Annotated in this window: 19 protein-coding genes; 9 read left to right on the top strand and 10 right to left on the bottom strand. The window is 70.1% G+C overall.

The features are described from left to right. Positions 1-19: 19 nt before the first annotated feature. On the bottom strand, positions 20-838 hold the full coding sequence (locus IEY95_RS26615; protein ID WP_189188655.1) for a nucleotidyltransferase domain-containing protein: 819 nt from the start codon (positions 836-838) through the stop codon (positions 20-22). 158 nt (positions 839-996) lie between these two features. Further along, positions 997-1,671, bottom strand: a complete 675-nt coding sequence (locus IEY95_RS26610; RefSeq protein ID WP_006382668.1) for a Crp/Fnr family transcriptional regulator — start codon at positions 1,669-1,671, stop codon at positions 997-999. 374 nt (positions 1,672-2,045) lie between these two features. On the opposite strand from IEY95_RS26610, the gene nth reads away from it, so the two are divergent. The 3 genes from nth (at position 2,046) to IEY95_RS26595 (ending at position 5,181) form a co-directional block, all read left to right on the top strand. Further along, positions 2,046-3,137, top strand: a complete 1,092-nt coding sequence (gene nth, locus IEY95_RS26605; RefSeq protein ID WP_189188797.1) for an endonuclease III — start codon at positions 2,046-2,048, stop codon at positions 3,135-3,137. 52 nt (positions 3,138-3,189) lie between these two features. Then, positions 3,190-3,885, top strand: coding sequence for an NUDIX hydrolase (locus tag IEY95_RS26600; RefSeq protein ID WP_189188654.1), 696 nt, complete (start codon positions 3,190-3,192; stop codon positions 3,883-3,885). 96 nt (positions 3,886-3,981) lie between these two features. Continuing rightward, on the top strand, positions 3,982-5,181 hold the full coding sequence (locus IEY95_RS26595; RefSeq protein WP_189188653.1) for a MarP family serine protease: 1,200 nt from the start codon (positions 3,982-3,984) through the stop codon (positions 5,179-5,181). A 30-nt stretch (positions 5,182-5,211) separates the two neighbouring features. Here the strand turns inward: IEY95_RS26595 and IEY95_RS49235 are convergent, their stop codons facing one another. The 6 genes from IEY95_RS49235 to IEY95_RS26570 all read right to left on the bottom strand — a co-directional run bounded on the left by IEY95_RS49235 (position 5,212) and on the right by IEY95_RS26570 (position 13,568). Further along, positions 5,212-5,391, bottom strand: coding sequence for a hypothetical protein (locus IEY95_RS49235; protein ID WP_229703394.1), 180 nt, complete (start codon positions 5,389-5,391; stop codon positions 5,212-5,214). 234 nt (positions 5,392-5,625) lie between these two features. Continuing rightward, complete coding sequence (locus tag IEY95_RS26590) at positions 5,626-6,564, bottom strand: alpha/beta fold hydrolase (protein WP_189188652.1); 939 nt, start codon at positions 6,562-6,564, stop codon at positions 5,626-5,628. Next, complete coding sequence (locus IEY95_RS26585; RefSeq protein WP_189188651.1) at positions 6,561-7,037, bottom strand: phage holin family protein; 477 nt, start codon at positions 7,035-7,037, stop codon at positions 6,561-6,563. The genes IEY95_RS26590 and IEY95_RS26585 overlap by 4 nt, the downstream gene beginning before the upstream one ends. A gap of 189 nt (positions 7,038-7,226) precedes the next feature. Then, positions 7,227-8,624 (bottom strand): Na+/H+ antiporter NhaA, encoded by a 1,398-nt coding sequence (gene nhaA, locus IEY95_RS26580; protein WP_189188650.1) that lies wholly within the window; start codon positions 8,622-8,624, stop codon positions 7,227-7,229. A 312-nt stretch (positions 8,625-8,936) separates the two neighbouring features. Next, complete coding sequence (gene acs / locus IEY95_RS26575) at positions 8,937-10,937, bottom strand: acetate--CoA ligase (RefSeq protein ID WP_189188649.1); 2,001 nt, start codon at positions 10,935-10,937, stop codon at positions 8,937-8,939. A gap of 270 nt (positions 10,938-11,207) precedes the next feature. Continuing rightward, the gene (locus IEY95_RS26570) at positions 11,208-13,568 is read right to left on the bottom strand and encodes a SulP family inorganic anion transporter (protein ID WP_189188648.1); all 2,361 of its coding nucleotides are present in this window, start codon (positions 13,566-13,568) and stop codon (positions 11,208-11,210) included. A 339-nt stretch (positions 13,569-13,907) separates the two neighbouring features. On the opposite strand from IEY95_RS26570, the gene IEY95_RS26565 reads away from it, so the two are divergent. Next, positions 13,908-15,179 (top strand): polysaccharide deacetylase family protein, encoded by a 1,272-nt coding sequence (locus IEY95_RS26565; RefSeq protein ID WP_189188647.1) that lies wholly within the window; start codon positions 13,908-13,910, stop codon positions 15,177-15,179. 54 nt (positions 15,180-15,233) lie between these two features. On the opposite strand, the gene IEY95_RS26560 is transcribed toward IEY95_RS26565, so the two are convergent. Beyond that, positions 15,234-16,214 (bottom strand): ATP-binding protein, encoded by a 981-nt coding sequence (locus tag IEY95_RS26560; RefSeq protein WP_189188646.1) that lies wholly within the window; start codon positions 16,212-16,214, stop codon positions 15,234-15,236. Positions 16,215-16,315: 101 nt separating this feature from the next. On the opposite strand from IEY95_RS26560, the gene IEY95_RS26555 reads away from it, so the two are divergent. Beyond that, complete coding sequence (locus tag IEY95_RS26555) at positions 16,316-17,140, top strand: Fic family protein (RefSeq protein WP_189188645.1); 825 nt, start codon at positions 16,316-16,318, stop codon at positions 17,138-17,140. Positions 17,141-17,574: 434 nt separating this feature from the next. On the opposite strand, the gene IEY95_RS26550 is transcribed toward IEY95_RS26555, so the two are convergent. After that, positions 17,575-18,408, bottom strand: coding sequence for an HAD family hydrolase (locus IEY95_RS26550; protein ID WP_189188644.1), 834 nt, complete (start codon positions 18,406-18,408; stop codon positions 17,575-17,577). Between the two features lie 596 nt (positions 18,409-19,004). Here IEY95_RS26550 and ssd point away from each other — a divergent pair. From ssd to IEY95_RS26530, 4 genes are read left to right on the top strand one after another with little or no spacing between them, the layout of a single operon-like run. After that, on the top strand, positions 19,005-20,099 hold the full coding sequence (gene ssd, locus IEY95_RS26545; protein WP_189188643.1) for a septum site-determining protein Ssd: 1,095 nt from the start codon (positions 19,005-19,007) through the stop codon (positions 20,097-20,099). Then, a complete protein-coding gene (locus tag IEY95_RS26540) occupies positions 20,096-21,352 on the top strand; it encodes a TadA family conjugal transfer-associated ATPase (RefSeq protein WP_229703393.1) in 1,257 nt (418 codons plus the stop codon). The genes ssd and IEY95_RS26540 overlap by 4 nt, the downstream gene beginning before the upstream one ends. A gap of 54 nt (positions 21,353-21,406) precedes the next feature. Beyond that, positions 21,407-22,258: a type II secretion system F family protein gene (locus IEY95_RS26535; RefSeq protein ID WP_189188642.1), complete on the top strand. Its 852-nt coding sequence runs from the start codon at positions 21,407-21,409 to the stop codon at positions 22,256-22,258. After that, a complete protein-coding gene (locus IEY95_RS26530; RefSeq protein ID WP_189188641.1) occupies positions 22,255-23,040 on the top strand; it encodes a type II secretion system F family protein in 786 nt (261 codons plus the stop codon). The genes IEY95_RS26535 and IEY95_RS26530 overlap by 4 nt, the downstream gene beginning before the upstream one ends. Positions 23,041-23,057: the final 17 nt, after the last annotated feature.

The following is a 23,057-nucleotide window of genomic DNA, read 5'->3' as shown; positions in this document are numbered from 1 at the left end:
GAGGCCCCTGGGGAGGCACTTACGGGCGCGGGGCCTTGATGCCGTGCACGCGCGCGTACTCCTCGCTCAGCCAGGGCCCGAGGTCGTCGACGTACGAGCGCAGGACGGCGGGGTCGCCCGTCGGCTCGTATCCGAGGACGGCCGCCTCGCGCAGCTGCGCGGCCCGCTCCGGGTAGTACGCGCCGAACGCCTCGGCCATCTCCTTCAGGTCGCTGGTCCAGCCGTTCCAGCGGGGCATGACGAGCGTGAAGCCGGTGCGGACGAGATGGCGTGACATGAAGCGGACCAGCGGGCGCCGGGCCTCGTCCGTGTCGGCGGCGCCGTCGATCCGCTCCCGCCAGCGCGGCAGGAGCAGGGCGATGTCGCCGTTGGTCTCCCGGGCGAGGCGGGAGTCGGGGCGATAGCGCGGCAGGAACTGGGCCAGATCCTCGCCCAGGAGCGGCGTACAGAGACAGGAGACGAACCACCCGAGGTCGTACGTCTCCAGGTCGCTCAGCAGCCGCTCACGGCTGGACAGCAGCGTCCCGGCGCCGTCGATCTGCGGGAACTCCTTGTCGAGTCCCTCGTCGAGCGCTCGCGCGTCCTTGTGGTCCGCCTCGGTGGGCTCCTCGCGCAGCGCCAGTAGCAGATCCAGGTCGCTGCGCCCCACGCGCGCGGTGCCACGCGGAATCGACCCGTAGAGGTACGCGCTCGTCATCCGCGCCCCGAAGACGTCCGACAAGCGATCGCGGGCCGCGGCGACGACGGGCCGGAACACGTGCGGAATCTGCTCGAGGGATCCCTCGGGCTCGATGTACCCCAGGGCGTCGAGCCCTCTGCGCCGCCCATGTCCAGCCATGCGGCCACTGTGCCCTGCTGGACGTGGCAGGGCACGTCATTTCCTTTCAGCCCGTCAGGCGTTCGAGCAGCCCGTCAGGCGTTCGAGGACGCGGCGGTCAAGGCCGACGGGGTCCCGCCTTCCAAGAAGGCGGGACCCCGTCGACGTACAGCCAGAACTCAGCGCGAACGCTTGGCCAGTCGCTCCACGTCCAGCAGAATCACGGCCCGCGCCTCCAGACGGAGCCAGCCGCGGCCGGCGAAGTCCGCGAGCGCCTTGTTGACCGTCTCGCGAGACGCGCCGACCAGCTGGGCCAGCTCCTCCTGCGTGAGGTCGTGGACGACGTGGATGCCCTCTTCGGACTGCACACCGAAGCGGCGCGAGAGGTCCAGGAGCGCGCGGGCCACGCGGCCGGGCACGTCCGAGAACACCAGGTCGGACATCTGGTCGTTGGTCTTGCGCAGGCGTCGGGCGACGGCGCGCAGCAGTGCGGCGGCCACCTCGGGCCGTGCGTTCAGCCACGGCTGCAGGTCGCCGTGGCCGAGGCCCAGCAGCTTGACCTCGGTCAGCGCGGTGGCGGTCGCCGTGCGCGGGCCCGGGTCGAACAGCGACAGCTCGCCGATCAGCTCACCGGGGCCGAGAACAGCGAGCATGTTCTCGCGGCCATCGGGGGAGGTGCGGTGGAGCTTCACCTTGCCCTCGGTGACCACATAGAGGCGGTCCCCGGGGTCGCCCTCATGGAAGAGAGCGTCACCGCGTGCGAGGGTCACCTCACTCATGGAGGCGCGGAGCTCCGCGGCCTGCTCGTCATCGAGCGCCGCGAAGAGCGGGGCGCGCCGCAGAACGTCGTCCACGAGTTCTCTCCTTGTCGACCTGCTCAGGGGATCTTGCTCCCCCTTGGTACCAGGGGACCGTGTTCCCCATCTTGCCGGACGGTCCAAACAGTGTGATCAGTCACAAGTCTGCCGCACTGGCGTCCCAGTGAGTGCGGCAGGGGGCCAATTGGGCGCCGATCTCCTGGGTCCGAGGCGAATGTCGGTGCCGGGCTTTAGGCTGGCCGGGTGTCCAAATCGCCGGTGAGAGACAGGCCTAGGGGGCTGGGCGGGTGGTTGTACGTCGCGATTCCGCTGTGGGCGAACAGGCCCCCGACGGGACCAAGAAACCGACAAAAGGGACAAAGTTGACGGCCGCTAAGACGGCGGCCGCCGAAAAGGGGACGGCGACGGAAGTGACGGCTGCCAAGAAAAAGTCGGCTGCGAAGTCGACAGCCGCCACGAAGTCGGCAGTCGCCAAGAAGGCCACGGCTGCGAAGAAGACCGCGGCTGCGAAGAAGGCCACGGCTGCGAAGAAGGCCACGGCTGCGAAGAAGGCCACGGCCGCCGGTACGACCGTCACCGAAGCTGCCGCAGGCAAGACACCGACCTCCGCCAAGAAGGCCTCCGCCAAGAAGGCCTCCGCCAAGAAGGCCTCCGCCAAGAAGGCCTCCGCCAAGAAGTCGCCCTCGGCCCGGAAGGCACCCCCGGCCAAGAAGCCCCCGCAGAAGGCGCCCCCGCCGGACACCGCCCTCGTCCGCCGAGCCCGTCGGATCAACCGCGAGCTCGCCGAGGTGTACCCGTACGCCCACCCGGAGCTGGACTTCGAGAACCCCTTCCAGCTGATCATCGCCACGGTCCTGTCCGCCCAGACGACCGACCTGCGGGTCAACCAGACGACTCCGGCGCTCTTCGCGAAGTACCCGACCCCCGAGGACCTGGCCGAGGCCAACCCGGAGGAGGTCGAGGAGATCCTCCGTCCGACCGGGTTCTTCCGGGCCAAGACGAAGTCGGTGATAGGGCTCTCCAAGGCGTTGCGGGACGACTTCGGGGGCGAGGTCCCCGGCCGCCTCGAAGACCTCGTCAAGCTCCCCGGCGTAGGCCGCAAGACCGCCTTCGTCGTCCTGGGGAACGCCTTCGGGCGGCCCGGAATCACCGTGGACACCCACTTCCAGCGGCTTGTCCGCCGATGGGAGTGGACGGACGAGACCGACCCGGACAAGATCGAGGCGGCTGTCGGCGCGCTCTTCCCGAAGAGCGAGTGGACCATGCTCTCCCATCACGTGATCTTCCACGGCCGCCGCATCTGCCACGCCCGCAAGCCCGCCTGCGGCGCCTGCCCCATCGCCCCGCTCTGCCCGGCCTACGGGGAGGGCGAGACCGATCCCGAGAAGGCGAAGAAGCTCCTGAAGTACGAGAAGGGCGGCTTCCCCGGCCAGCGCCTCAAGCCCCCGCAGGCGTACCTGGACGCCGGCGGTATCCCCGCACCCCCACTGGGCGCCGGATGACGGAACGAACACGGCACCGGCAGGCGTTGGGAACAGCAGAACGGGGGTGGCGATGACGCACACGAGCAACACGCAGGGCGGGCCGGTGGCACTCAGCAAGGACGGCCTGCCCGACTGGCTGGCCCCGGTCGTGCACGCTGCCGAGACGGTCGAGCCGCTCCAGCTGAGCCGCTTCCTGCCGCCGGAGAACGGCGCGGGGCGCCAGTCCGCCGTCCTCATCCTGTTCGGCGAGGGCGACCGCGGCCCCGAGTTGCTGCTCATGGAGCGCGCCGGCTCCCTGAGATCGCACGCCGGGCAACCCTCCTTCCCCGGCGGCGCCCTCGACCCCGAGGACGGCGACCCGAAGGCCGACGGGCCGCTGCGGGCCGCGCTGCGCGAGGCCGAGGAGGAGACCGGACTCGATCCGAGCGGCGTCCAGCTCTTCGGCGTGCTCCCCAAGCTGTACATCCCGGTGAGCAGCTTCGTGGTCAGCCCCGTTCTGGGCTGGTGGCGCCGTCCGACCCCGGTCGGTGTCGTCGATCCCGCGGAGACGGCCCGGGTCTTCACGGTCCCCGTGGCGGATCTCACGGACCCCGCCAACCGCGTCACCACCGTGCATCCCAGCGGTCACCGAGGTCCGGCATTTCTGGTCGAATCGGCCCTGGTCTGGGGTTTTACGGCCGGAGTGATCGACAAGATCCTGCATTACGCGGGCTGGGAGCGCCCCTGGGACCGGGACAAGCATGTCCCGCTGGACTGGCGCGCATGACAAGGTGACCTTCGTGCTGTGTCTGCCTGGGGGACAACCCCCAGACCCCCGGCCGGGCGATCGCGACCGGAAAGTGATGAGGCGAGGCTTGAAGCGGTGAACGTGCTGGACATCCTGTTGCTGGTCGCCGCCGTGTGGTTCGCGATCGTGGGCTACCGCCAGGGTTTCGTCGTCGGCATCCTGTCGGTGATCGGCTTCCTGGGCGGTGGCCTCGTCGCCGTATACCTGCTCCCGGTCATCTGGGGCTGGGCGACCGACGACACCAAGGTGAGTACGACCGCCGCCGTCGTCGCGGTGGTCGTCGTGATCGTCTGCGCCTCCGTGGGCCAGGCCCTCACCACCCACCTCGGCAACAAACTGCGCCGGTACATCACCTGGTCCCCGGCCCGCGCCCTGGATGCGACGGGCGGCGCCCTGGTCAACGTCGTGGCGATGCTGCTCGTCGCCTGGCTGATCGGCTCGGCTCTCGCCGGTACGACGCTGCCGACGCTCGGCAAGGAGGTCCGCAACTCCAAGGTGCTGCTCGGCGTGTCCCGCGCCCTGCCCTCGCAGGCCAACACCTGGTTCGCCGACTTCTCCTCGGTCCTCGCGCAGAACGGCTTCCCGCAGGTCTTCAGCCCGTTCGCCAACGAGCCCATCACCGAGGTCCAGCCCCCCGACCCGGCGCTCGCCAACAGCGCCGTCGCCACTCGCGCCCAGAAGTCCATCGTCAAGGTCATGGGCACCGCGCAGAGCTGCGGCAAGGTCCTCGAAGGCACCGGCTTCGTCTTCGGTAACCGCCGCGTGATGACCAACGCGCACGTGGTCGGCGGAGTCGACGAGCCCACCGTCCAGATAGGTGGCGAGGGCAAGAAGTACGACGCCACGGTCGTCCTGTACGACTGGGAGCGCGACATCGCCGTACTCGACGTGCCGAACCTGAACGCGCCCGCGCTCAAGTTCTCGGCCCAGGACGCCACCAGCGGCAAGAGCGCGATCGTCGCCGGGTTCCCGCAGAACGGGTCGTACAACGTCCAACCCGCGCGCGTGCGCGGCCGCATCACGGCCAACGGACCGGACATCTACCACCGCAAGACGGTGCGCCGCGATGTCTACTCGCTCTACGCGACCGTCCGCCAGGGCAACTCCGGCGGCCCGCTGCTCACACCCGAAGGCAAGGTGTACGGCGTGGTGTTCGCGAAGTCGCTCGACGACGCCAACACCGGGTACGCGCTCACCGCGGACGAGGTCCAGGAGGACATCAACAAGGGGCGTACCGCAAACCAGCAGGTGGACAGCGACAGCTGCGCGCTGTAGCTCCGGCGGGTGAAAGGTGTCGCCGCGGGCTCAGCCGCGTGGGTGGCGCAGCCGCACCGAGACCCAGCGGGCCCGGCGGCGCAGAATGTGCGGAATCCCCACTCGTGGGTCCGTGCCCGCCAACTGCGGGGCGCCCCTCTGATGGGAGCTCAGGCCCGTGGCCGAGCGGCGGTTTCGTGCTGCGTCACTGTAGTCGTGCGTCCAGCCCATACCCCGACGTCTGCCCCTGCCCCAAGGTCGATAACCGCGCCCCGGCCCCCCAATTGGCCTATGCGCCGGGCAATTGGCTGTTCGTAGGACAGGCGTTCTCGTTCGGATACCGGGCGGGACACCCGGCGCGTTCGGACGGTCACCGACGGGTCATCGATGACAGCCCGATGAGGTGCCTGTGGGTCACCGATCGGGTTCAGCGGTCGGGTTCAGCGGTCGGGCTCGGGGTCCTTTTCAGCGGTCGGGCTCGGGATCCTTCAGCCAGTTGACGAGCTCCGAGGAGAAAGCCACCGGATCCTCCTCGTGGGGAAAGTGCCCGAGACCGTCGAACAGCCTCCAGCGGTACGGTGCTTCGACGTACTCCCCGGATCCGGCCGCGCTTCGCGTCCGCATCACCGGGTCGAGTGATCCGTGCAGATGCAGCGTCGGCACCCGAACCGGCCGCTTCATGCGCCGGTTGAACTGGATGCCGTCCGGGCGGGCCATGGACCGCACCATCCACCGGTACGGCTCGATCGAGCAATGCGCCGTCGACGGGATGCACATGGCGCGGCGGTACGTCTCGACGGCCTCGTCGTCCGGCAGCCGCGGCCCCGACCAGTCCCGTACCAGACGGCCCACCAGGGCACCGTCGTCCGCGATGAGTTGACGCTCCGGGATCCAGGGCCGCTGGAACCCCCAGATGTAGGAGCCCGCGGCGGTCTGCTTGACGTCGGAGAGCATGGCGGAACGCCAGCGCCGGGGATGAGGCATGGACGACACCGCGAGCCGGCGTACGAGCTTGGGCCGCATCACGGCCGCCGTCCACGCCAGGTAGCCGCCCAGGTCGTGCCCGACCAGCGCGGCGTCCGGCTCGCCGAGAGACCGGACGACCCCGGTGATGTCGAGCGCGAGGTTGGCGGGGTCGTAACCGCGCGGGGTGCGGTCGCTGCCGCCGACGCCGCGCAGGTCCATCGCCACGGCCCGGAACCCGGCGTCCGCGAGCGCGACCAGCTGATGCCGCCACGCCCACCAGAACTGCGGAAAGCCGTGGAGCAGCAGGACGAGCGGCCCGTCGCCCATCTCGGCGATGTGGAAGCGCGCGCCGTTGGCGGCGACGTCCCTGTGCGTCCAGGGGCCGTCGAGCCGTACAGCCGAGGCAGGTTGCGCCGAAGGTGTGGCGGGGTCCGTCATGAGGACGAGCGTGCCACAGCCGCGCCGGTGTCCTCGACCCGCTCCGGGCGGGGATGCGGCTTGGCTTTCTGCAGAACACCCGCCGTCTCCTTCATCGAGGCGGCGACCTTCTGCGGGCCCTGGCTCTTCTTGGCCTTCTTCGCGAACACCACGCCGATGAGCGCGAGGACGCCGGCGACCAGCACATTCGCCGCGAACGACAGCACGAAGCAGATCGCGAGGTTCCAGTGGCTCCAGGTCCGGATGCCGTACGCCAGGGCGAAGTTCAACATCGGCAGGGAGAAGAGCAGCAGCATGCCGGCCGCCGAGAACGCGCCACCACTGGTCGCACCGCGCTTGACGTCCTGCTTGAGCTGCGCCTTCGCCAGCGCGATCTCGTCGTGCACCAGTGCGGACATCTCGGTCGTCGCCGAGGCGAACAGCTGGCCGATGCTGCGTTCGGCGCCGACCGGGCTGCCGTCGGGTGCGCTCATCGCGATCTCCCTCTTCTGCATATGTGTGTGCGGTCCGGCTTCCGCCGGTGTCGGTACGGTCCGGCTTCCGCGTCCGCTTGTTCCGTGTGTCGGTGCGGTGTGTTCCGTGTCGGTACGGTCCGGCGTCTGCCGCAGTTCTCCCCGTTTGTGCGGTCTGGCATCTGCCTCTGTTTGTACCGTCTGGTCAGATCATGCCGGACGGTCGTCCCCCTCGCTTGCCCCGCCCGCCACTTCGGCAAGCCTTCGGTGCTCGGCGGCCTTCCGCTCGTAGATCTCGGCCATGCGTAGGTGGTACGCCGGGTTGTCCTGCTCATAGATGTCGGGGATGCCGTCGAGGTCCTCGTCGCGCTCCTCCGCCTCGCAGAGCGCGCGGTACTTGGCGTTGCGTATCTTCAGCAGCGTCGTGGCGAATACCGCCGCGATCAGCGAGCCGATCAGGACGGCGGCCTTGACCTCGTTGGTCAGCACCGTGTTGTCCTCGAAGGCGAGCTCGCCGATGAGCAGGGAGACGGTGAAGCCGATCCCGGAGAGGCCGGCGACGGCGAACACGTCCGGCCAGGCCAGATCCTCGCTGAGCGAGGCCCTCGTGAACCGTGCGGTCAGCCAGGTTCCGCCGAAGATGCCCACCGCCTTGCCGACGACGAGTCCGAGTACGACACCGAGGGTCTCGGGCTTGGTGAACACATCCCCGAGCGCCCCGCCGGAGACCGTGACCCCGGCGCTGAACAGCGCGAACAGCGGCACGGCGAGCCCGGCGGACAGCGGCCGCACCAGATGCTCGATGTGTTCACCGGGGGAGTGCTCCTCGCCCTCGTGCCGGTGGCAGCGCAGCATCAGGCCCATCGCCACACCGGCGATGGTGGCGTGGACGCCGCTGTTGTACATCAGCCCCCAGATGACCAGGGCGAGCGGGACGTAGACGTACCACCCGCGTACGCCCTTCCGTAGCAGCAGCCAGAAGACGGCGAGTCCGACGACGGCCCCACCGAGAGCCGTGAAGTCGATGGTGTTGGTGAAGAACACCGCGATGATGAGGATCGCGAACAGATCGTCGACGACGGCGAGCGTCAGCAGGAAGGCACGAAGGGCGGACGGCAGCGACGTCCCGATCACGGCCAGCACGGCGAGCGCGAAGGCGATGTCGGTGGCGGTGGGCACGGCCCACCCGTCGAGGGCGCCCCCACCGGAGATGTTGGTGAGGGTGTAGACGAGCGCGGGCACGGCCATACCGCACACCGCGGCGACCACGGGAAGCAGCGCGGCTTTCGGATCCTTGAGGTCTCCGGCCACCAGCTCGCGCTTGAGCTCGATCCCGGCGACGAAGAAGAACACGGCGAGCAGCCCGTCGGCCGCCCAGTGCTGCACGGACAGATCGAGCCCGAGGACCCCTGGCCCGAAGTGGAAGTGGCTGACGCTCTCGTAGCTGTCCCGCAGCGGAGTGTTCGCCCAGATCAGCGCGGCGATCGCGGCGACCAGCAGCAGCACGCCACCCACCGTCTCGGTACGGAGCGCATCCGCGACGAAGTTCCGCTCGGGCAGGGACAGCCGTCCGAGCAGCTTGCGGGTCGGGATGCGGGGCGCGGCCACGAGGGAGACCTCCGGTCGGGTAGGCAGGACTGAGCACTTGCCGACCAGACTTCCCGGCACACCTTGGGTTCTTCTTGTCGCGCTGTTGACGCGTTCTTTAGCTTACCTAAGATGTGGCCGGGTTTTCACGGCGATCTTCACATTAAGTGGAAAAAGGGCCTCCGGGCGCGCTGTGGAGATCTGGTTCGGGGAGCGCGCTTCAGCCCGTCCGGCGTTTGAGGACGAGGCAGTCCTCCGCGGGGGCGCGGGGGCGCAGGTGTGGGGGCACTGCGTGCCCCCACACCTGAAACGGGCGGGTGGACGGGGGAACCCTCAGTCCTCGCTCGCCGCCGTGGGCAGCTTCGCCTGGATCAGATCCATCACCGTGGAGTCCGTGAGCGTGGTGACGTCACCGAGCTCCCGGTTCTCGGCGACGTCCCGCAACAGCCGCCGCATGATCTTCCCGGAACGCGTCTTCGGCAGCTCCGCCACCGGCAGCACCCGCTTCGGCTTGGCGATCGGCCCGAGCGTGGTCCCTACGTGATTGCGCAGGTCCGCCACCAGCCCGTCATCCTCGGCGGAAGCCGACCCCCGCAGGATCACGAACGCCACGATCGCCTGCCCGGTCGTCTCGTCGGCCGCGCCCACGACCGCCGCCTCGGCGACCGAGGGGTGCGAGACGAGCGCCGACTCGACCTCGGTCGTCGAGATGTTGTGCCCGGAGACCAGCATCACGTCATCCACGCGCCCGAGGAGCCAGATGTCCCCGTCCTCGTCCTTCTTGGCGCCGTCCCCGGCGAAGTACTTCCCCTCGAACCGCGACCAGTAGGTGTCGATGAACCGCTGGTCGTCCCCCCAGATGGTCCGCAGCATCGAGGGCCAGGGCTCGGTGAGCACCAGATACCCACCACCACCATTCGGCACTTCAAGAGCCTCGTCGTCGACGACCGTCGCCGAGATGCCCGGCAGCGGCCGCTGCGCCGACCCCGGCTTCGTCTCGGTGGCCCCCGGCAGCGGCGAGATCATCATCGCGCCGGTCTCGGTCTGCCACCAGGTGTCCACGATCGGCGTACGGTCGCCGCCGATGTGCTTCCGGTACCAGATCCACGCCTCGGGGTTGATCGGCTCACCGACCGACCCGAGCACCCGCAGCGACGACAGATCGAACTTCGCGGGGATGTCGTCGCCCCACTTCATGAACGTACGGATCGCCGTGGGCGCCGTGTACAGGATCGTCACCCCGTACTTCTGCACGATCTCCCAGAACCGCCCCTGGTGCGGCGTGTCCGGCGTGCCCTCGTACATCACCTGCGTCGCGCCGTTCGAAAGCGGCCCGTACGTGATGTACGAGTGCCCGGTGACCCAGCCGATGTCGGCCGTGCACCAGTACACGTCGGTCTCCGGCTTGAGGTCGAAGACGGCGTGGTGGGTGTACGACGCCTGCGTGAGGTAGCCGCCCGAGGTGTGCAGGATGCCCTTCGGCTTCCCCGTCGTCCCGGACGTGTAGAGGATGAACAGCGGCTGCTCGGCGTCGAACGCCTCCGGCGTGTGCTCGGCGGACTGCCGCTCGACGATCTCGTGCCACCACACGTCGCGGCCATCGGTCCAGGCGACCTCCTGCCCCGTACGCCGTACGACGAGGACGTGCTCGACCTGGTCCACCCGGTCGATCGCGTCGTCGACGGCCGGCTTGAGCGCGGACGGCTTGCCGCGCCGGTAACCACCGTCTGAGGTGATGACCAGCTTGGCGTCGGCGTCCTGGATCCGCGTGGCGATCGCGTCCGCGGAGAAGCCGCCGAAGACGACCGAGTGCGCGGCGCCGATACGGGCGCAAGCCAGCATCGCGACGACGGCCTCGGGAATCATCGGCAGATAGACCGCGACCCGGTCGCCCTTTCCGACCCCCAGCTCGATCAAGGCGTTGGCGGCCTTCGACACCTCGTCCTTGAGCTCGGCGTAGGTGATGGCCCGGCTGTCGCCCGGCTCGCCCTCGAAGTGGATGGCGATCCGGTCGCCGTTCCCGGCCTCGACATGGCGGTCCACGCAGTTGTACGCGACATTCAGCTTCCCGTCGGCGAACCACTTCGCGAACGGCGGGTTCGACCAGTCCAGCGTCTCGGTCGGCTCGGTGGCCCAGGTCAGCCGACGGGCCTGCTCGGCCCAGAAGCCGAGCCTGTCAGCCTTGGCCTGCTCATACGCCTCCGCGGTGACGTTGGCGTTCGCGGCCAGGTCGGCGGGCGGCGCGAACCTGCGCTCTTCCTTCAGCAGGTTGGCCAGGCTTTCGTTGCTCACGACATCTCCCTTTCCCAGGGTGTCCGTTGTGTCCCAGGCCACAGCTCATCAGACCGGGGGGCCCGGTGACAAGGGCCGACCCGAAATTGGTTTAGACCTATTGATGTGCGGTGGCACCCCTCAGGGGGCACGTACCATCCGGCCGTCGGGTTCACTCGGCGCCCCGCGACCCCCCGATGCGCCTCGCCCCCCTTCCCGGAGGGGGCGGGAACACGGAAACCCCATCCTCTGCAGACCGGCCATCCGCTCGTGCGCGGGTGACCGGTCCATGGTGCGCGACCCCGCCGGCCGGGGCCGCGCACCACGCCCGGATCACGCGGGACGGCGCAGATCCTCCGCCGCCCCCACGTGATCGAACAGCTCGCCCCCGTCCCCGTCGACCAGCAGGTACGCCTGAGCCTCCCCGACGTGGAAGTACATCCCGTGCAGTTCGAGCACGCCCTCCCGCAGGGCCCGTGCCACGGACTCATGCGCCCGCAGATGCTCCAACTGCTGCACCACGTTGGTCAGACAGAGCTGCTCCACCGCGTCGGCCGGCGCCCGTCCGGCAAGCCGCGCCGACGGCCGGTCCTTGGCGGCCATCCGCTCCAGGCTCGGCACCCCGTGCCGCAGCCACCGCTTGAGCGGCGTGAGCGCCCCACCGGGCTCCGAGGTCATCAGGGCCTGCATCGCCCCGCACCCGGAGTGCCCGCACACCGTGATGGACCGCACCTTCAGCACGTCCACCGCGTACTCGATGGCAGCGGCCACCGAGTCGTCCCCGCTCTCCTCCCCTGGCAACGGCACGAGGTTGCCCACATTCCGTACGACGAAGAGGTCACCCGGACCACTGGAGGTGATCATCGACGTGACGAGCCGTGAGTCGGCACAGGTCAGAAACAGCTGGGACGGCCGCTGCCCCTCCCGCGCCAGCCGCGCGAGCTCACCCCGCACCAGGGGGGCGGTGTTGCGCTGGAACGCGCTGATGCCACGCGCCAGTTGATGCCCGCTTCGCGTATCGGGCTCGACCGACCCGCCCGGATGGCCGCCGGGGAGTACGGGCTGGGTGCCTGCGGAGGTCTCGCACTGGTGATTGCGCCAGGGCGTCCAGGGCCGGCACCGGCAGTGGGCGGAACTCGCGGGCTCGGCGATCCGGGTTCCGGCCCGCCCCGTGAACTCGACCGCGCCGCCTCCCGCGAAGTGCGCGCTCTGCCAGTCCTGCAGTGATTCGTACGCCGCGTGGTCCATGAACGAGCCGTCCAACTCCACGACGGCGTCGGTCCCTTGGGGTACCAGATGCAGAGCACGGCTGAGCCTTGGCACCGCGAGGAACGTCAACTGCCCTCGTACGCGTACGTAATGGACTCCCTCCTCTTCTTCGTGCGTGATACGGGTGCGGGCGAGGCGCTGCATGGCGACGCCGACGGCCACGGAGACGCCCAGCGCCACGCCTTCGAGAACCCCGAGGAACACGACGCCGAGCGTGGTGACGGCATACACCAGAACCTCGCGGTGGCGGGTGACCGTGCGGATGTGGTGCAGGGACACCATCTGGATGCCGACGGCCATCACCAGGGCGGCGAGCGATGCGAGGGGGATCAGCTCCAGGATCGGGACCATCAGCAGCGCGGCAACTACTACGAAAACGCCGTGCAGCATTGTGGAGTTCCGGCTCACGGCACCGGCTTGCACATTCGCGGAACTTCGCACTGCGACCCCGGCGACGGGCAGTCCGCCGAGCGCTCCGGAGACGATGTTGGCGGCGCCCTGCCCGAGCAGCTCCCGGTCGAGGTCGGAGCGGCTCACCCGGGGCTGCAGCGCGGGCCGCCCGGCCACCATCTTGTCCACCGCGACCGCGCCGAGCAGCGACTGCACGCTGCACACCAGCGTCACGGTGAGGACGGCGGCGGCGATACCGAGCACGGGCCCCTCGGGCAGCCCGGCCAGCGCATGGCTGCTCCAGGAGGGCAGATCGACCTTGGGCAGGGTCAGCCCCGCGAGCGAGGCGGTCGCGGTGGCTCCGGCGACGGCGATGAGCGCGGCGGGGGCCTTGCGCAGTACACGCCCGACCCGCCCGGGAATCCGCGGCCAGGCGAACAGGAGCGCCAGAGTCAGCACGCTCGTCGTCACCGCGGCGGGGTGGACGTGCGCCAACTGGTTCGGCAGCGCACGGAGGTTGTCGAGGACGGAACTCTGCGGGGTGCCGCCCAGCACGATGTGCAGCTGGGCGACGGCGATGGTCACGCCGATACCGGCGAGCATGCCGTGCACGATCGCGGGGCTGACGGCGAGTGCCGTACGGGCCACGCGCAGGCAGCCCAGACCCAGTTGGGCGATTCCGGCGAGGACCGTGAGGGCGCAGGTCGTACGCCATCCGTAGCGGTGGATGAGCTCGGCGGTGACAACGGTGAGCCCGGCGGCGGGCCCGCTCACCTGGAGCGATGAGCCGCCGAGCCGTCCGGCGACGAGCCCGCCCACGGCGGCGGCGACGAGGCCGGCCTGAAGCGGCGCGCCGGTGGCGAGGGCGATGCCGAGGGACAGGGGCAGGGCGATCAGAAAGACCGCGATCGAGGCCGACAGATCGGCGCCCGCGATACGGAATCGGCGGGGCGGCGTCGGCGGGGGGCTGTGGGGCTGGTGCATGCGATTCGGCCGAGTCGAGTCGGCGGTGCGGGTGGGGACGCAGGCGGACATGGTTCCCGTCTCCTCCGGGGCAGCGCGGTCGCGGAACAGGTGATCCCCCGTCCAGGACGGCGGGGGGCGGGTCGCGGCCGTGGGTCACGGCGTACAGCGGCGGGATTTTCAACACTCAGTAAACGGATCGTAATGCAGAGTAAAGGCTTCGTGCGAAATTTCGCATCAAATGGGGCAGCAAATCACTCACTAGGGTGAACTGCTCGTTTTATCGGCTTGTCGTATTTATTCCTCCTCGGTCCCGTGCGACGTTGGCCGCGCTGTCGGCAAATCACTGCACATCACTACAGAACGCCCTAGTCGGCGTTGCTCCGACCGAAGGAAGAAGGAGGGCGGAAGATGGCCGCCACTCAGAGGATCGCCGCGGGCGCAGCGCTCGCCGCGGCCTGCGCCACGGCGCTCGCCGGTTGCTCGAGCGATACCACCGGTTCCAAGGAAGGCGCGCACGGCGGGAAGGAGGCGGCCGGGGCCCCCGCGCCCAAGAGCGCGGTCCGCCTGATCGGCGACGGCTCCACCGCGTTCACCGGTGCACAGCCGCATCTGCCCAGGCCCGTGCGGCTGAAGCCCGGTCAGAAGCCCCCGCAGTTCGTGGTCTTCTCGTGGGACGGCGCCGGCGAGGACAGCCAGAAGCTCTTCTCGCACTTCCGAAAGGTCGCCAAGGCCAACAAGGCGACGATGACGTACTTCCTGAGTGGCGTGTACCTGCTGCCGGAGGACAAGCGCGACCTGTACCGGCCGCCGGAGCACTCGCCCGGCACTTCCGAGATCGGCTTCAACGACGAGCAGGGCATCAAGGACACCGTGACGCAGCTGCGCGGAGCGTGGCTGGAGGGCAACGAGATCGGCACGCACTTCAACGGCCACTTCTGCGGCAGCGGAGGTGGGGTCGGCGAGTGGTCGGTCGCGGAGTGGAAGAGCGAGATCGCCCAGGCGAAGTCGTTCGTGAAGTCCTGGAAGACCAACGCGGGGTTGAAAAAGGCGTCCTCACTGCCCTTCGACTACGACAAGGAGCTCATCGGCGCCCGCACGCCGTGCCTGGAGGGCCAGAAGAACTTCATGAAGGCGGCCCGTCAGCTGGGCTTCCGCTACGACACCAGTGGTGTCAACAACCAGGTCTGGCCCAAGAAGAAGCAGGGGCTGTGGGACCTGTCGATGCAGCTCGTGCCCTTCCCCGGGCATTCCTACGAGCAGCTCACCATGGACTACAACTTCATGATCAACCAGTCGGGCACCAAGACCCAGGGTGACCCCGACAAGCAGGAGTTCTGGGGCGACCAGATGCGTGACGGTCTGCTCAAGGGCTTCGACCGCGCCTACAACGGCAACCGCGCACCGCTGGTCATCGGCAACCACTTCGAGTCCTGGAACGGCGGCAATTACATGCGTGCCGTCGACGAAGTCGTCGAGAGTGTCTGCACCAGGTCCGAGGTGCGCTGCGTCTCCTTCCGGCAACTGGCCGACTGGCTCGACGCCCAGGACCCGGCCACCCTCGACAGACTCCGCGGCCTCAAGGTCGGCGAGGCCCCGAGGCAGGGCTGGGCGTCCTTCCTCTCGGGCCGCCCCGCCCCTGCCCCGAAGGGCGTCCCCGGGGCACCGGCGGTCAAGCCGTAACGGCGGCCCCAGGCCCCCGGCCCGAGCCGCAGCGGTCCCCCGCGGGTCGGCGGCTCAAGCCGTGGCCACCAGGCCCTCGCCGAGTACGAAACCGGGGTCGATCTGCGCGGCCAGGTCCGCCCCGGTTTTCGTGTTGCCCCAACTGCGCGCGTTCTTCAAGTGGAAGTGCACCATCTGGTGCGTGTAACGCTCCCAGTCGCGCAGTTCGTATGTGGCGTCCGCTGCGGTGTGCAAGGCGCGCAGGGAGCGGCGGTTGGCCTCTTCCAGGAACTCGAACCGGGGCGGGCGGCCTTTCTCCATGGCGCGCACCCAGTCCGAGTGCCCGACGGTGACCAGGAGGTCGTCACCGACTTCGGCGCGGAGGAAGTCGATGTCGTCCTGGCCCTGCACCTTGTTGCCGACGACCTTCAGGATGACGCCGAAGTCGCGGGCGTACTCCTTGTACTGGCGATAGACGGAGACCCCCTTCCGCGTCGGCTCGGCGACCAGGAACGTGATGTCGAAGCGGGTGAACAGGCCGGACGCGAAGGAGTCGGAGCCCGCCGTCATGTCGACGACGACGTACTCGCTCCGGCCGTCGACGAGATGGTTCAGGCAGAGCTCCACTGCACCGGTCTTGGAGTGGTAGCACGCCACTCCCAAATCGGCCTCGGTGAACGGGCCGGTGACCATCAAACGGACGGCGCCGCCGTCGAGTTCCACCGGACGCGCGAGGGCGTCGTACACCGGATTGTTCTCGCGTACCCGCAGCAGCCGCGATCCCTCACCGGGCGGGGTCGTCTTGATCATCGTCTCGACTGACTCGATGCGCGGGTTGGAGCCGCGCAGGTAGTCCTTGATCAGGGACAGCCGCTCGCCCATCGCGGGCAGTCCGGCTGCGTCCGTCTCGTCGAGGCCGAGCGCGGCGCCCAGGTGCTGGTTGATGTCGGCGTCCACCGCGACGACCGGCGAACCGGAGGACGCGAGGTGGCGGACGAAGAGCGAGGACAGGGTTGTCTTGCCGCTGCCGCCCTTCCCTACGAAAGCAATTTTCATGTTCACAAAGAGTAGTGGGGTGATTGCTCAGGGTGTCTGCGGTACGTGAAGAAGACCACTCCTTCGTGGGGCAGGCCGCCAGGTTGCGTAGTGTCGTACTCATGAGTACGACAGGCGCGACCGCCGATCCGCTCGCGGCCCTGGGGTCGCTTCCCGGAGTGGCCGAATCCGTGGAGTCCGTCCGCAAGGCCGTGGACCGGGTCTACGGGCACCGGATCATGCGGCGCCGCAGCAACGAGATCACGTCCGAGGCGGCACTGCGCGGCGCGCGTGGCTCCGCGGCGCTGTCCGGTGCCGACTGGGCCCTCGAAGAGGTACGCCGCCGCACCGACTTCAGCGCGGAGGACGAGGCCCGGACGGTCGGCGCGGCCCTCAGGCTGACCGCCGAGGCGGGCCAACTCCTGTCCATCTGGCGGCAGTCGCCCCTTCGCGTGCTGGCCCGGCTGCATCTGGTGGCGGCCGCGGACAAGGGCGACGAGGTCGGCCGGCCGCGACAGGACGGCGAACCGGTGGACGAGCCCCTCGTCGAGCTGCCGCTTCCGGACGCGCACGAGGTGGCCGGGCGTCTCGAAGGCCTCTCGCAGCTGATCATCGCGGGTGGTTCGGCCCCCGCACTGGTGACTGCGGCCGTCGTCCACGGTGAACTGCTGGCGCTGCGTCCCTTCACCTCCCACAACGGCCTCGTCGCGCGCGCGGCCGAACGGATCGTCCTGGTCGGCAGCGGCCTGGACCCGAAGTCGATCTGTCCTGCGGAGGTCGGTCACGCCGAACTCGGCCGCGCGGCCTATGCGGCGGCCCTGGACGGCTACGCCTCCGGTACCCCGGAAGGCATGGCGGCCTGGATCGCCCACTGCGGCAAGGCGGTTGAACTGGGCGTGAGGGAGTCGACGGCCGTCTGCGAGGCGCTTCAGCGCGGGGCGGCGTGAGAAGCTCGAAAATCGCCGTCCACAAGAGAATCGCCCTCCACTAGGAGGGCGAAAGCTCCCTCTGGAGGGCGGAAGACTCCCTGAACAGGGTTGCGGCGGTACGAGTTCTCGTACCGCCGCTGGCATGCTCACCGGGTTACCAAGCGTCCTCGATATGTTGCCCATCAGGTCGGGAACTGTGGCCCGTGGCCTGGTGCGGCTGGCCCGTAATCGACGGGTCGACGTCGCGTGGGTGCTCGGCGTTCATGCTCGGTCCGTGGGGCCTTGGTTGCGTTTAAAGGTGATCCTCTCGGATGTCCTTGGTCTCGCGGGCCGTTAACCCCTTTGTACTCCAGGTCCCGAGGAAGCGGAAGCCCTGACTGCACTTCTTTACTTTTAGGTTCAAACGGGTGTGAACCGCACCTGAATGCGCTGTCCGCCCCATGGTGACGTGATCACATCGCGGTCGCGCGGCGTCGACTGGCGTACCAGACGAGCCCTGCCGTGGCCGCCGCCGCGCCTATGGCGGCCGCCGCGACGAGCGCCGGACGGGGCGGTACGGACAGGGTGGGCAGCCGCTGCTTCAACCGGACCGGGCGGTGGAAGTCCAGAATCGGCCATGACCGGGCGAGTGCCTCGCGGCGAAGCGCGCGGCCCGGATTGACCGCGTGCGGGTGGCCGACGGACTCCAGCATCGGCAGGTCCGTCGCCGAGTCGCTGTAGGCGTAGCAGCCCTCGAGGTCGTACCCCTCGGACACGGCCAGCTCCTTGATCGCCTCGGCCTTCGTCGGCCCGTAGGCGTAGTACTCCACCTCGCCGGTGAAGCAGCCGTCCTCGCCCACAACCATGCGGGTCGCCACCACCCGGTCCGCGCCCAGCAGTTCACCGATCGGCTCGACCACCTCCGTTCCGGACGTGGACACGATCACGACGTCGCGCCCCGCGGTGTGGTGCTCCTCGATGAGGGACGCGGCCTCGTCGTAGATGATCGGGTCGATCAGGTCGTGCAGCGTCTCGGCGACGATCTCCTTGACCTGCTGGACGTTCCAGCCGCGGCACATCGCGGACAGGTACTTGCGCATCCGCTCCATCTGGTCGTGGTCGGCGCCGCCGGCGAGGAACACGAACTGGGCATATGCGGTACGCAACGCGGCCCTGCGGTTGATCAGCCCGCCTTGGTAGAACGACTTGCTGAACGTGAGCGTGCTCGACTTCGCAATGACCGTCTTGTCCAGGTCAAAGAAGGCTGCTGTGCGAGGCAAGGAGTGGTTTTCCACGAGCCTGAGCATAGGCGCCCACCATTCGGCGTAAGGTGAGGCGCGTGGGTTTGCCTGAGAGGGCTCTCGGGTACACCATGGAAGTCACGGATCGTTCGCGACCGTGCTAACCCGGTCCGACTCCTCCCCCCCCGAGTCGGCCGTGGGGACGACCCCCGCTCTCCCCCCCGGCGGGGGTCGTCGCATGTCCGGATGCGTTTTTCCCCTCTCTTACGCGGCCTCGGGGCCCTGTTGCCACCGATCTGGCCGTCCTCTTGGCGCACCCGTGATCCGTCACTGTACGTAGTCGTGAGACTGCTCTCGGGAAGTCGCACACGACTCACCGGTATGGGTGAAGGCGATATTCACAACCACTGAGTTGTCCACAGTTATCGACCAAGATCCACACGATTTCCGGGATCGCTGCACCGTGATTCCAGCGCGCTCCGCTCGCGGCAAGTTCCTCGCGGCGAGTTCATGGCCGGTTCCGTTTGTCGGGCGCGTTTGGCCGGTTCGTATCGGCCGTTCATATGGAGGCCGGTTGCCGGTTCTTCACACGAGCGGGAATCGCGGGTCCGCAGAGGACCCTGCGGGCCCCGCGCAAGAAGCAGCGAAGGGGGCTGGAGATCGTGGCGGGAGCCATCACGAATGACCGGCAGGCCGCCGCCGAGGGGCGGCAGGGCGGACCGTTGATCGTCACGGAGGACGCCGAACTGCTGGACGACCTGCTGCGCCTGTGCGCGGCGGCGGGCGCCAGGCCGGAGGTCCACCACGGAGTGCCTGAGCGCAGGGGCGGCTGGGAGGCAGCGCCTCTCGTCCTGGTCGGCGACGATGCCGCCCGGCGCGTACGCGGGGCCGCGCGCAGAAGCGGGGTGGTGCTCGTTGGGCGGGATCAGGACGACTCCGGCGTCTGGCGGCGGGCTGTCGAGATCGGTGCCGACCATGTCCTGATGCTGCCCGATGGCGAGCAATGGCTGGTCGACCGCATCGCCGACGTGGCCGAAGGGGTCGGCAGGCCGGCCCTCACCGTCGGCGTGCTCGGCGGCCGAGGCGGCGCCGGAGCCTCCACGCTGGCGTGCGCGCTCGCCGTCACCTCTGCGCGTGAGGGACGTCGCACCCTGCTCGTGGACGCGGATCCGCTGGGCGGCGGACTCGACGTACTCCTGGGCGGAGAGGCGGCCGAAGGTCTGCGCTGGCCGGCGTTCGCCGCGTCCCGCGGCCGGGTCGGCGGTGGCGCCCTGGAGGAGTCCTTGCCCGAACTGCACGCGCTGCGGGTCTTGAGCTGGGATCGCGGTGACACCGTCACGATTCCGCCGCAAGCCGTACGAGCGGTCCTGGCCGCCGCCAGACGGCGCGGTGGCGCGGTGGTCGTCGACCTGCCCCGCCGCATCGACGAAGGCGCTGCCGAGGCCCTCGCCCAGCTCGACCTGGGACTCCTGGTGGTCCCCGCCGACCTGCGCTCGATCGCGGCTGCGGGCCGGGTGGCGTCCGCGGTCGGCATGGTTCTGCGCGATCTGAGGGTCGCGGTGCGCGGCCCCTACGCGCCGGGCCTGGACGACCGAGAGGTGGCGCGGCTGCTCGGACTGCCCCTGGTGGGCGAGGTACCTGCCGAACCCGCGCCGTTGGACGGTGGCCCGCCACCCGGAGGAGCGGCGCGGGGGCCGCTCGCCCGGTTCTGCGCCGCCTTCTGGGAGCGGGTTCCGGTGGAGGGCGGGGGCGTATGAGCTGGGATGGCGCCACGGGAATGGACTGCGGCGTGGGACTGGACGGGCGTACGGGCTCGCGGGACGGGCATGTGGGCCCCCTGGAGGGGCGTACGGGTCTGCTGGACGGCGTACGGCAGTGGCTCGCAGAGAGCGGCTCCGAGCCGACGCCCGCGCGCGTGGCGCAGGCGCTGCGCGAGCAGGGGCGCGTGCTCGGAGATGCCGAAGTCCTCGGCGCGGCCGAGCGGTTGCGCTCGGAACTGGTCGGAAGCGGCCCGTTGGAACCACTGCTGGCCGACCCGTCGGTGACCGATGTACTGGTGTCCGCGCCGGACCGGGTGTGGGTCGACCGGGATGCAGGACTGGAGCTGACGGGCGTCTCCTTCCCGGACGCGGCGGCGGTACGACGCCTCGCGCAGCGCCTCGCGGCCGTAGCCGGACGGCGGCTCGACGACGCGCGTCCCTGGGTGGACGCGCGGCTTCCGGACGGCACCCGCCTGCATGCGGTGCTACCGCCGGTCGCAGTCGGCTCCACCTGTCTGTCCCTGCGGGTCGTACGGCCGCGCGCGTTCACGCTCGACGAGTTGGTGGCGGCGGGCACGGTGCCGCCCGGCGGGGACCGGGTGCTGAGAGCGCTGCTGGACGCCCGGCTCTCCTTCCTGATCAGCGGAGGCACGGGCTCCGGCAAGACGACGCTGCTGAGTGCGTTGCTGGGGCTGGTCGGTCCAGGGGAACGGATCGTGCTCGCCGAGGACTCGGCGGAGCTGCGCCCGGACCACCCCCATGTGGTGCGCCTGGAGGGGCGGCCGGCCAACCAGGAGGGCGTCGGGCTCGTCGCGCTCCAGGACTTGGTCCGTCAGGCCCTGCGCATGAGGCCGGACCGGCTGGTCGTCGGCGAGGTGCGCGGGCCTGAGGTGGTCTCCCTGCTGGGCGCGCTGAACACCGGGCATGAGGGCGGCTGCGGCACGGTGCACGCGAACGCGGCGGCGCAGGTTCCGGCCCGCCTGGAGGCACTGGGCACCGCGGCCGGGCTCGACCGGGCGGCCCTGCACAGCCAGTTGGCGGCGGCGTTGTCCGTGGTCCTGCATCTCGTACGCGACCGGGCCGGGCGGCGGCGGATCGCCGAGGTGCATGTGCTGGAGCGCGCCTCGTCGGGGCTGGTGGTGACGGTGCCGGCGCTGCGGTGGGGCACGGAGGCCTTCGTGTACGAGCGGGGATGGGAGCGGCTGCGGGGGCTGCTCCGGGACGGGAGCGAGGGGAGTGGGCTGTCGTGACGAAGTTCAGTGACGGGAGTGAGGGGAGTGGTCGTTGTGACGGGAGTTGGTGAGATGTCGGTGGGGACGGCCATGGCGTGCGCCGGGGCGGCGGCCTGGTTGACGGGCGGCTGGGATTCCAGTGCGCGGAGGGCCCGGTTGCTGTGCGCGGGCGGCGGGGTGGTGGCGACCGGTCCGCCTTCGTGGGAGAGGGCGCTCGTCGGATGGCGGCGGGTGCGTGGGCGGATGCGGGGCGAAGGGTGGTCGGTGGTCGCCGGGTTGGTGATCGCGCTGCTGGGCGCGTCCGTGCTGCCGCTGCTTCTCGGAGCAGCGGGAGTACCGCTGCTCCGGCGGGTACGACGGGTCGCTCAGGCGCGACACGAGCGGGAGCGCCGGGGCGATGCGGTGATCGCCCTGTGCGGGGCCCTCGCGGGGGAGGTGCGGGCCGGGCGACAGCCGGGCGAGGCGTTGCTCAGGGCCGCGCGCGATTCGGGCGGGCTGGGCGAGGCGCAGGCGGTGGTGCTGGCAGCGGCGAAGTTCGGCGGGGATGTGCCCGGCGCGCTCACCGATGCGGCGCGGCAGTCAGGGGCCGACGGGCTGGTGGGACTCGCCGCGTGCTGGCGCGTGGCGGTGGACCGGGGCGCGGGCCTGGCGGCGGGTCTCGACCGCCTGGAGGGGGCGCTGCGCGCGGAGCGGGACCAACGAGCCGACCTGCGGGCCCAGTTGGCGGGGTCGCGGTCGACCGCGGTGATGCTCGCGGGGCTGCCGGTGCTGGGACTCCTGCTCGGTACCGCGCTGGGCGCCGATCCGCTCCACGTGCTGCTGCACACCGGTCCCGGCCTGGGCTGCCTGCTGATCGGCGGGGTGTTGGAGGGAGTGGGGCTGTGGTGGGCGCTGCGCATCGTGCGGGGAGCGGAGGCGGCATGAGCGCGGAGGTTGTCCACAGGCTGGGGGTGGCTGCGTGCGGGGTGCTGGCGCTCGGGTGGCTGGTCCAGTGGCTCGGGGTGGCGCGGCGTGAGCGGCGGGCGCATAGAAGGCTGGCGGAATTGCTGGCGTCGGAGAAGGCGCGTGCGGAGCGGCCACGCTTCGAGGTCCGGGAGGTGGCGCGGCGTGGGCTGCCCGTGGCGGGTGCGGTGTGCGCGGGCTGGGTGCTGGTCGGCGGTCCTGTCGGGGTTCTGGTGGGTCTGGCGGCCGGGTTCGGGGTCTGGCGATGGCTCCGACGGCGGCGACTTGTGCCCGCGGAGGAGTACGACGCGGCGCGTGCCGCCCGGCAACTCCCGCTCGCGGCGGACCTGGTGGCGGCTTGCATCGCGGCCGGGGCGGGCCCCGTCGTAGCGGCCCAGGCCGTGGGTGAGGCCCTGGGCGGGCCCGTCGGGGAGCGGCTGGCACGGGGCGCTGCCGAGGTGCGGCTCGGCGGTGAACCGGCCGAGGCCTGGCGGAGGTTGGCGTCGATACCCGGTGCCCGGGCCTTGGCGCGGCTGCTGGAGCGGGCGGGCGAGTCGGGCGCACCGGCCGCCGTGCCGGTCGGGCGGCTCGCCGCGGAGGCCCGCGCCGAGTGGGGGCGCACCGCGACGACCCGGGCACGCCGGGCGGCCGTCATGGTCACCGTGCCCGTGGGGCTGTGTTTTCTGCCCGCCTTCATCGCGATCGGCGTACTGCCCGTGGTGATCGGGCTGGCCGAGGGGTTGCTGGGAGGAGGTGGTGGGTGACGGGCGGCGGCGACGGC

This window comes from Streptomyces albiflavescens (assembly GCF_014645835.1).
GTDB classification, from domain to species: domain Bacteria; phylum Actinomycetota; class Actinomycetes; order Streptomycetales; family Streptomycetaceae; genus Streptomyces; species Streptomyces albiflavescens.
The sequence above is the reverse complement of the archived record's forward strand: the minus strand, read 5'-3'. Positions and strand labels throughout refer to the sequence as shown.